Below are 10,780 nucleotides of genomic sequence, written 5' to 3' on the forward strand. Positions count from 1 at the left end.
CCACAACGACATGCCGAACGCGCCGACGCCGATCGTCACGAGATCCGCCCGCAGCCCGGTGACGAGGCAGAACGCCGCCAGCGCGAGCGTGCACCAGAGCACCGCGCGCATCCGGCGCCGCCCCGGCCCGCCCCACACCGTCATCGACAGGCCGCCGATCAGCACCCCCAGCCCCGACAGGAAGGAGATGCGTCCCACGTCCCGCAGGTCGGCGAACGAGAGCACCAGCGGCGAGAGCATGAGGAAGAGCGGCGACAGGAAGATGTTCAGCGCCGCGAAGAACAGCAACATCCGCCGGAAACCGTGGTGGCCCCAGGAATAGCGGAACCCGGCGACCAGTTCGGCCACGACCGGCTCCTTGCGCCGCCACGCCAGCCTCGCGGGGAAACGCACCAGCGACGTCACCACGATCGCGAACACGTACCCCACGACGTCGAGGATGAGGATGCCCTCCAGCCCGATGACGGCCATCAGCCCGACGGCCGCCAGCGGCACGAGCAGCTGCGTCATGCCGCCGGCCATCTGCACGATGCCGTTCGCGTGGCCGAGGTGGCGCTTGGGGACGAGCTGCGGGATCGCGGAGCTGTACGCGAGGCGTTGGAACGTGAGCGCCACCGACAGCACCGCCAGCAGCGGGTAGACGTGCCAGGTCTGCAGGTTGCCCGTCCACAGCAGGACGCCCAGCATGAGCTGGGTGCCCATGGCCGCGAAGTCGCCGGCGAGCATGACGGTGCGGCGGTCGTTCCTGTCGACCACGGCGCCCGCCAGCGGCGCCACCAGCATCCCCGGCACCAGGCCGACGACGGCGAGCAGGGCGAACTGGGCGAGGGAGCCGGTCGTCATGTAGATCCAGAGCGGGACGGCGAACTCGGTCAGGGCGGAACCCATGATCGAGATGAGCTGCCCGCTCACGACGCCGAGGAAGCGGCGCATGCTCGGCTCCGGCGCGGCCTGCTCAGGGGCCGGTACGGGCCCGGGGCCGGGCTCCGTCTTGGACACCTCGCGCAGGCGCCAGCTGGGCCCCGACGCCTCACCTCCCGAGGTCACCGCCTCGTGGACGCCGGTGACGATCTCGGCGAGCTCCTGCGCCCGATATTTCACGAAGAAGTGGCCGGCTTCGTCCAGCTCCACCACGGCCGTCACCGGCGCCAGGAAGTGCCACTCCCTGAACCGTTCCTCGAAGTACTCGGTCGCCGGGTCCCGCTCACCGGCCACGCTGATGATCGGCGCCCGCAGCGGCGCCACGGAGCTCCGGAACAGCCCGGTGAAGTACTCCTCGGCCGCCTCCGTGTCCTCGCGCATGTTCCTGATGATGTGCCGCGCCTGCCCCGGGTCGAGGTCGCTCATGTCGAGCCCCATCGACGTCAGCCAGTTGGCGTAGCTGCGGTCGCTGCGCATGTACTCGCGCCTGGCCAGCCGCGACAACGCCGCCAGCACCGGGTTGCCCGGCCGGGCGAACGGGAAGATGGCCCCGATGTAGATCGCTTCGAGCGGCCGCCCGGCCTCCTCCAGCCGCCGCGCGATGGCCACGGTCAGCGCCGAACCGACCCCGCAGTGGCCGTACAGGGCCAGCGGGCCGCGTACCTTCCGCAGGATCTCCTCCGCGCAGCGCTCCGCCACCTCCTCCAGCGGCTGCGGGTCCTCGTCGAGCCCCACGTCATGCCCGGGGATGGACACCGCCCACAGCGCGTGCGTGACAGGCAGGGCGTCGGCCAGCGGCTGATACGCCACCGCGGCGCCCCCGCCGTACGGGACGCACACGTACGTGAGGTCGGCGGGCCCGTCCCGGCGCGGCGTCAGCTCGTGCAGGAGGGAACGTGGCCCGGTGACGCCGCCGTCGGCGTGGGCGGCCAGCTCCCTGACCGTCGGATGCTTGAACAGGTCCACCACCGCGACCGGCGCCGACCCCGGCGGCAGCTCCCGGCGTAACCGCGCCACCACCTTGATGGCGAGCAGCGAATGCCCGCCGGCGTCGAAGAAGTCGTCGTCGACGCCGAAGCCGGTGCTGAGGCCGGCGCCGCCGAGCACGTCCGCCCAGACGGCGCTCACCAGGCGCTCGGTGTCGGTGCTCGGCTCGGCCCGCGCGCCGCCCGCCTCGGGGGCGGCGGACGGCGATGGCAGGCGGCGGCGGTCCACCTTGCCGTTGGCCGTCAGGGGCAGCCGGTCGAGCGGGACGAAACGGGCGGGGATCATGTACGCGGGCAGCGTCCCGGCCAGGTGCGCCCGCAGTCGCACCGGGTCGGCGCCGGCCCCGACCACGTACGCGACGAGCTGCGCCCCCGTGCCCTCACCGTCGGTGGTCACCACGCACTCGGCGACGTCCGGGTGGCGGGCGAGGTGCGTCTCGATCTCGCCGAGCTCGATCCGGTAGCCACGGATCTTGACCTGGGCGTCGGCCCGGCCGAGGAACTCGATGGTGCCGTCGCCGGTGTGGCGGCCGAGGTCGCCGGTCCGGTAGAGGCGCTCGCCGGTGTACGGGTTCGTGACGAAGGAGGCGGCCGTCCTGTCCGGGTCGCGCCAGTAGCCGGTGGCGACGCCCGCGCCGCCGATGTACAGCTCGCCGGGCACGCCCACCGGGACGTCGCGCAGGCCGGGACTGAGGATGTGGAAGGTCTGGTTGGCCAGCGGACGGCCGTACGGGATGGACGTCCACGCCGGGTCGACCGCGCCGATCGGGTAGGAGATGGACCAGATCGAGCCCTCCGTGGCGCCGCCCAGGCTGACGACCTCGGCGTCAGGGGCGAGGGCGCGGATGCGGTCCGGCAGGGTCAGCGGGATCCAGTCGCCCGACAGCAGCACCAGGCGCAGCGAGCCGAGGTCGGTGCCTTCGTGCTCGGCGTGGTCGACGAGCAGCTCCATCAGGGCGGGCACGGAGTTCCAGACGGTGACGCCCTCCCGGGCGACCAGATCGGCCCAGGCGGCGGGGTCCTTGTCGCCCGACGGGTCACCCATCACGAGGGTGGCCCCCGCGGCGAGGGCGCCGTAGATGTCGTACACGGACAGATCGAAGCTGAGCGCCGACAGGGCGAGAAACCGGTCGGCGGGGCCGATCCTGTAGCGGTGGTTGAGGTCGCGCACGGTGTTGACGGCGGCCCGGTGCTCGATCATCACGCCCTTGGGCGTGCCGGTCGAGCCCGAAGTGAAGATCACGTACGCGAGGTCGCCGGGCGTGGCGGGGCTCTCCTGAGCGGCGCCGGCGGAGTCCGGGACGGTGAGCCGGGTCAGGCCGTCCGGCCAGGTCAGGTCGAGCCACGGCTGGGTGACCGCGAGCTCGCACCCGCCCCGTTCGATGAGCTCGAAACGCCGCTGACCGGGCAGGTCGGCGTCGACCGGCAGGTACGCGGCCCCGGCCAGGTTGATCGCCAGGACGGCGGCGACCTGCTCCCAGCCGCGCTCCATCACCACGGCGACGAGCCGCCCTGGGGCGGCGCCCGCGCGTACCAGCTCGACGGCCAGCGCGCGGGCCCGCCCGAGCAGCTCGGCGTACGTGAGCGCGCCGCCGGGATGCACCACGGCGACGGCGCCGGAGTCACGGACCGGGCCGGGCAGCAGGCCGGGCGGGCCCAGGTCGGCGGCGGTGTCGTTCCAGCGCCGCCGCTCCTCCCGCTCGGCGGCCGTGAGCAGGTCCAGCTCCGCCACCGGCGTCTCGGGGGCGCCGGCCACCTGGGCCAGCAACGTCACCAGGTGCCTCGCCATGCGCTCGATCCGCCCGGCCGAGAACAGCGCGGTGTTGTAGACGAACAGGAAAGAGCCGTCGCCTCCGGTGTAGAGCTCCAGGTCGAACCGGGTCGCCCACCGTCCCGGCTCGAACCCCTCCAGCGCCAGGGCCCCAGGCGCCGGCTCGCCGCCGTAGTTCTGCATGGCGAGGATCACCTGGAACACCGGCGAGCGCGACGGCTCCCGCGCCACGTTCAGCTCCGACACCAGCCGCTCGAACGGCACCTCCTGGTGCGAGTACGCGTCCGCGGCCGTCTCACGCACCCGGCGCAGCAGCTCCGCGAAAGTCGGCTCGCCCGACAGGTCGACCCGCATCGCCAGCATGTTGACGAAGCACCCGATCAGCCCGTCCAGCTCCGGCACCGGCCGGCCGGCGACGGGGGAGCCGATCGTCACGTCCCGCCGGCCCGCGTACCGGCCGAGCAGCACCGCGAACGCCGCCAGCAGCACCATGTACGGGGTGGCGCCGTGCTCGCGCCCCACCCGGTCGAGCCGCCCCGCCAGCTCCGCGCCTACGGAGAAGTGGTGCGCGGCCCCCGCGTGGGTCAGCTCGGGAGGGCGTGGCGCGTCCGTGGGCAACTCCAGCGGCTCCAGCCCGGCCAGCCGCTCCCGCCAGTACTCCACGTCGCCGCCCGGCCGGTCCCGCTGCCAGGCGGCGAAGTCCCCGTAGCCCACGGGCAGGTCGGGCACCGGCTCGCCGCCGCAGAGCGCCACGAGCTCGCGCAGCAGCACGTTCGCCGACCAGCCATCGGCCGCGATGTGGTGCACGGCGATGGCCAGCACGTGGTCGCCGGGGGCGAGCCGTACCAGCAGTGCCCTGATGACCGGCCCTGAGGCCAGGTCGAACGGCTCGGCCAGGAACGGGCCCACCAGCGCCCTGGCCGCCTCCGCCGACTCCGCTTCCGCCACGGCCACGGGCACCGCCGCCTCCTGCGGGACCAGCACCGACGGCTGTCCGTCAGGGCCCGTGGGGAACGTGGTGCGCAGCGGCTCATGCCGGGCCGCGATCCGCTCCAGCGCCGCCGCCAGCGTGTCCTCGGTGAGCGAACCGCGTACCCGCCGCACCAGGGGGATGGTGTGCGCCGGGCTGCCGGGCGCGTACTGCTCCATGAACCACAGCCGCTCCTGCGCGTACGACAGCGGCGGCGCCTGGCCCGGCGGCAGCACGGGGATCGACGGCCCGGCCTCCTGCGCCGGGCGCCGTCTGCGCAGCCGCTGCGTCAGCAGCGCCCGCTGCGCCTCGCTCAGCTCCGTCACGAGCCCTCCCGATCCAGCAGGCTCCTCGCCTGCTCGTCGGACAACGCCGCCACCTCGGCGGCCAGCGCCTCCTCGACGGCGACCGCCAAGCCGGCCACCGTACGGCGGTCGAAGAGGGTACGGATCGGCAGGTCCACGCCCGCCAGGGCGCGCAGCCTGGCCGCCACCCTGATCGCGAGCAGCGAGTGGCCGCCCAGCGCGAAGAAGTCGTCGAAGGCGCCGATCCCGTCCGCGCCGAGCACCTCCGCCCACACGTCCGCCACCAGTTCCTCCGCGTCGGTACGGGGCTGCACGCAGCCGCGCACGGCGGGGCCCGGCGGGGGCAGCGCACGCCGGTCGACCTTGCCGTTGCGGGTGAGGGGGAGGGCCTCCAGCACGACCCAGTGAGTGGGGACGAGGTACGGGGGAAGCCTCGTGGCGACGTACGCGGTGGGGTCGAGCGCGGCGGGGTCATGCGCGGCGGCTTCGTGCGCGGCCGGGAAGGAGCCGTTCTTGGCGGGGACGACGTAGGCGACGAGGTCGCCGTCCTTGGCGAGCACGGCGGCCTCGCGGACGTCCGGGTGGCCGAGGAGGCACTGTTCGACCTCGCCCGGCTCGATCCGGAACCCGCGCACCTTCACCTGGTCGTCCAGCCGCCCGAGGAACTCCAGTTGCCCGTCCCGCCGCAACCGCACCCGGTCGCCCGTCCTGAAGACGCGACCGTCCGGCCCGGACACGAACCGCGGGTCGGGCCCACCGAGGTAACCGCGGGCCACACCCGGACCGCCGACGTGCAGCTCGCCCGGCGCGCCGGGAGGCACCGGGCTTCCGTACGCGTCGAGCACCTTGGCCGTGGTCGCGCGGACCGGGCGGCCGATGGGCGGGTGCGGATCGCCATCGCGCAGCTCGGCCGCCGTCGCGATGATCGTCGTCTCGGTCGCCCCGTACGTGTTGACCAGCCTCACCCGGTCACCGAACCGCTCACGCCAGCGCGCCACCGCTCCGGCCCGCACCTGCTCGCCGCCGAGGATCACCAGGCGCAGGCGCTCGGGCCAGGCGACGTCGTCGATCATGCCCACCAGGTGGTGGAAGTAGGCGGTCGGCAGGTCGAGCACGGTGATGTCGGGCCGCCGGGCCAGCAGCTCGGGCAGGGCGGCACCGCCACCGGGCAGCAACTCGACCGTGGCGCCCGCTGCCAGCGCCGGGTAGATCTCCTCCGCGTGCGTGTCGAAACCGAGCGCGGCCAGCTGGACCACGCGGTCGCCGGGACGCAACCCGTAGACGGCCTGCATCCACCGGACCCGCTCGGCAAGCCCGGCATGCTCGATCACGACGCCCTTCGGCGCACCGGTCGAGCCGGAGGTGTGCAGCACGTACGCCGTCCCGCCACCCGCCTCCGCGACCGTCCCGCCACCCGGCCCGAGCGCCGGTCCGCCCGTTGCCGGCTCTGGCCCCGCGACCGGTGCCTGCGCCGGGCCGTCCTCGATGACCAGGCCGTCGGAGACGACGAGGGAGGCCACGGCGGCCATGGTGCGCAGGCGCTCCTCCGGGTAGGAGGGATCGAGCGGCAGGTAGGCGGCGCCGGCTCGCCAGATCGCCAGCATGGCCACGACCGCGTCGACCGAGCCGCCGGACATCCGCAACCCGACCACGACCCCGGCACCGCATCCCGCCGGCTCCATGACCGGCTCTCCTGCCGGTTCTTGGATCGGCTCCCGGGCCGGCTCCCGGGCCGGCTTCGGGGCCGGCTTCGGGGCCGGCTTCGGGGTCAGCTTGCGGGACAGTTTCCCGGCCAGCCGGTCCACTCGCCGTTCCAGTTCGGCGTACGTGACGGTGTCCTGGCCGCAGCTCACCGCCACCTGGTCCGGGTGGGCCGCCATCGTCTGCGCGATCAGCTCGGGTGCCCGGGCCACGGGGCCGGGACCGCCCGCGGTCGCCCACCCGGGTGGTGGGCCGCTCGCCGACTCGATCAGCGCCTCGTCGGCGGCCGTGAGCACCGGCAGGCGGGACAGCGGCGCGTGCCGGTTCCCCGCGTCGGCCACCCCGCGCAGCAGCACCTCGAACCGCGCCGCCAGGCCCGCCACCGTGGAGGCGTCGAACAGGCCGGCGTCGTAGCCGAAGGCCACCCGCAACCGCCCGGGCGCCCGCCACGCCTCCACCGTCAGGTCGAACTTCGCCTGCCGGTAGCCGTCGTCGAAGAACGACATCCGCAGGTCGCCCAGCCGGTCGCGTGCCCCGTCGGCGGTCTGGCCGTTCAGCGTGAACAGGGTCTGGAACACCGGCTTCCTGGTGATGTCCCGCTCCACGTCGAGCTCCGCCAGCAGTTGCTCGAACGGCACGTCCTGGTGCGCCATCGCGTCCAGGACCGTCCTGCGCGTACGGGTCAGCAGCTCCTCCAGCGTCGGGTCGCCCGACAGGTCGCCCCTCAGCACCAGCGTGGTGCTCAGATAACCGACGAGCGGCTCCAGCTCCACCCGGTTGCGCCCCGCCGTGGGGGAGCCCACCAGCACGTCGTCCTGCCCGGTGTGCCGGGACAGCAGGACCTGGTACGCGGCCAGCAGCACCATGAACAGCGTCACCCGGTGCCGGAGCGCCGTCGACTCCAGCGCCGACAGCAGATCGCCGGGCACGTCGAACAGGTGCACGCCGCCCCGCGAGGGCTGAGCCCCGTGCGGCCGGTCCGTGGGCAGGCTCAGCGTGGGCGCGTCGGCGAGCCGGGCCCGCCAGTACTCCAGCGCCTCCCCGTGGTCCTGCTCCCACTGCCAGAGGGCCACGTCCCCGTACTGCACGGCCAGGGCGGGCAGCTCCGGCGGACGGGCCGCCGCCGATCCCAGGGCTGCTTTGTCCCGGGCCGATTCGTACAGAGTCGCGAGGTCGTCCAGGAGGACGGTGATCGACCAGCCGTCCGCGACGATGTGGTGGAGCACCACGCACAGCACGTGATCGCCGGGCCCGAGCCGGATCAGGGAGACGCGCAGCGGCGGCGCCGCCCCGAGGTCGAGCGGCGCGTTGGTGCGGGCCGCCACCAGCGCGCGGGCCTCGTCCTCGTCGCGGGCGTCCAGCCGCTCGACGCGGACGGGCGACGGGCGCTCGACGACGGCGACCGGCCGGCCGTCCACCTCGGGGAAGCGGGTACGCAGCGGCTCGTGCCTGGTGACCAGCCCGGTCAGCGCCCGCCGCAGCGCCCCCTCGTCCAGCGGGCCCTGGAGCCTGCGCACGACGTACATGTTGTACGAGGCGTCGCCCGGATCCAGCCGGTGCAGGAACCACAGGCGTTCCTGGGCGGGTGAGAGCGGCGGCGGCATGCCCGCCGGGCGGGGGAGCACCGGCCGGTCAGGCGTGCTCTCCTGGCGGTCCAGGGTCGCGGCGAACCCGGCCACCGTCGGGTGCGCGAACAGCGCACGCAGCGACGCCGGCGTGCCCGCGGCCGCCAACCGGGCGATGACCCGGGTCGCCAGCAGCGAGTGGCCGCCGAGCGCGAAGAAGTCGTCGCCGGAGCCGAGGTCGCCCGCGCCCAGCACCTCGGCGAAGATCCGCGCCACCTGCCGCTCCCTGGCGGTGGCCGGCCGCCCGCCCCGCCCCGCCGCCGGACGCGACGGCGCCGGCAGCGCCAGGCGGTCCACCTTGCCGTTCGGGGTCAGCGGCAGGGCGTCGAGCGCCACGACCGCCGAGGGCACCATGTACACCGGCAGCCACTCCGCCGCCCGCTCCAGCAGATCGCCGGGAGCGCCGGGCGCCACGTAGGCCACCAGCAGGTCGTCCCGCGCCACCACGGCCGCCTCGCGCACCTGCGGATGCCGCAGCAGCGTGGCCTCGACCTCGCCCAGCTCGACGCGGTGGCCCCGTACCTTGACCTGGCCGTCGTCCCGCCCGAGGAACTCGAGCGTGCCGTCGCCGAGCCACCGGACCCGGTCGCCCGTGCGGTACCGGCCGCCCTCGAACGGCTCCGGGGGCTCGCCCGGCCCGCGCAGGTAGCCGAGCGCGACCCCCGCCCCGCCGATGACCAGCTCTCCCGGTACGCCGACCGGCGCGAGCGAACCCCACCGGTCGAGCACCTGGACGGTCGTGTTGGCCAAGGGCCGGCCGATGCCGACCCGCTCGGGCGACTCGGGCACCTCCCAGGCGGTCGACCAGATCGTGGTCTCCGTCGGCCCGTACAGGTTGAACAGCCGCCGCGCCCGCCCCCGAAGCCTCCTGGCCAAGGCCAGGGGCAGCGCCTCGCCCCCGGCCAGCGCGACCAGTCCGGCCGGGTCGAGCCCGCCCGCGAGCAGCATGCTCCAGCCGGAGGGCGTCGCCTGCACGTGCGTCACCCCGCTCCGGCCGATCAGCCGGGCCAGCGCCACGCCGTCCCGCGCGGTGGCGTCGCCGGCCAGCACCAGCCGCCCGCCCGTCACCAGCGGCAGGTACAGCTCCAACCCCGCGATGTCGAACGACAACGACGTGCTGCCCAGCCACGCGTCCCCGGGACGGGACCCGAGCAGGTCCGCCATCCCGGCCAGCAGGTTGACCAGCGCCGAGTGCGGCACCGCCACCCCCTTCGGCGCCCCGGTGGACCCGGAGGTGTGCAGCACGTAGGCGGGGGCGCGCGGCACGGGCCCGTCCTCCTGAGGCGCGGCGCCTGGCCAGGAGCCGGACGGCGCACCCTCGACGGGCTCGGGAAGGGGCACCCGCGTGATGTGTCCGGGGAGAGGGGCCGACGGGGCGGCGAGCGCGAGCCGTACCCCCGCCCGGTCCATCATCGCGGCGACCCGCGCCTTCGGCAGCGACGGATCCACCGGCAGGTAGGCGGCACCCGCCAGCATGACGCCGAGCAACGTTCCCGGCAGGTCGGCCGTGCGCGGCAGGCACACCGCCACCACCGACCCCGGCCCGGCCCCGCACGCGCGCAGCCGTACCGCGACCGCTCGCGCCCGCACCGCCACGTCAGCGTACGAACGCCGCTCCCGGTAGCGCTCCCCGCCGGGCTCGGAACCGGGCGTCTCGGCGGCCGTCCCGCCGCACTCCACGGCCACCGCGTCCGGCCGTGCCTGCGCCTGCTGGAGGAAGAGGTCCACCACGGTGCCGCCGGGCACGGCGAGCGCGGTGTCGTTCCACGCCGCGCCGACCAGCTCGCGCTCCCCGGCCGGCAGCACGTCCAGTTCGGACAGCCGGGCCGACGGGCGGGCCGCGACCGAGGCCAGCACCGTACGGAAACGAGCGGCCAGCCGGTCGGCGGAGGCCTGGTCGAACAGGTCGGCGCTGTACACGAACGCGCCGTGCAGCCCGTCCCCGTCGGGCCACAGGTCGGCCCGCAGGTCCACCATGGCGGGCGGCGCCCCGTGCGGGAACGGCTCGCTGTCCAGCCCCGCGAACGTCGCCGCCTCCCCGTAGCCGACGGCCGCGTTGTGCAGCCCGAACATGGTCTGGAACAGCGGCGTGCGGCTGAGGTCGCGTTCGACGTCGAGCGCGGACAACACCCGTTCGATGGGCGTCTCGCCGTGCGCCATGGCCTCCAGCACGGTACGGCGGGTCCGGCGCAGCAGCTCGGTGAACGGCGGGTCGCCCGACAGGTCGCCCCGCAGCACCAGCGTGGAGGCGAACAACCCCACCATCGGCTCCAGCTCGGGCCGGGAACGCCCGGCGGTGGGCGTACCGACGAGAATGTCGTCCTGGCCGGTGTGGCGGGCCAGCAGCGCCTGGTAGGCGGTGAGCAGCACCATGAACAACGTGCACCGTTCGGCCCGCGCCAGCCGCCGCAGCGCTCCCATCAGCGCCGGGTCGAGGTCGAAGTGGGACTCGCCGCCGTCGCTGCCGCGGCGGGCCGGGCGGGGGCCTGTCTCTTATACAC

The 10,780-nt window shown here is 74.7% G+C and carries 2 protein-coding genes and 1 pseudogene; all 3 read right to left on the reverse strand.

Annotation, left to right across the window (positions count from 1 at the left end):
- On the reverse strand, positions 1–4,974 hold a 4,974-nt coding region (locus E1267_RS39655), incomplete at its 3' end, for a non-ribosomal peptide synthetase/MFS transporter (RefSeq protein ID WP_132340791.1).
- A complete protein-coding gene (locus E1267_RS47510; RefSeq protein ID WP_281283751.1) occupies positions 4,971–8,258 on the reverse strand; it encodes an amino acid adenylation domain-containing protein in 3,288 nt (1,095 codons plus the stop codon). The genes E1267_RS39655 and E1267_RS47510, both read right to left, overlap by 4 nt.
- Before the next feature lie 63 nt (positions 8,259–8,321).
- A pseudogene (locus E1267_RS47515) lies at positions 8,322–10,748 on the reverse strand (non-ribosomal peptide synthetase); the annotation flags it as partial.
- Positions 10,749–10,780 lie beyond the last annotated feature (32 nt).

This window comes from Nonomuraea longispora (assembly GCF_004348345.1).
In the GTDB taxonomy this organism is placed as follows: Bacteria; Actinomycetota; Actinomycetes; order Streptosporangiales; family Streptosporangiaceae; genus Nonomuraea; species Nonomuraea longispora.

Excerpts from the sequence above, each read along its gene's own strand:
- E1267_RS47510 (WP_281283751.1), bottom strand. The coding sequence starts at position 8,258 with ATGCCGCCGCCGCTCTCACCCGCCCAGGAACGCCTGTGGTTCCTGCAC.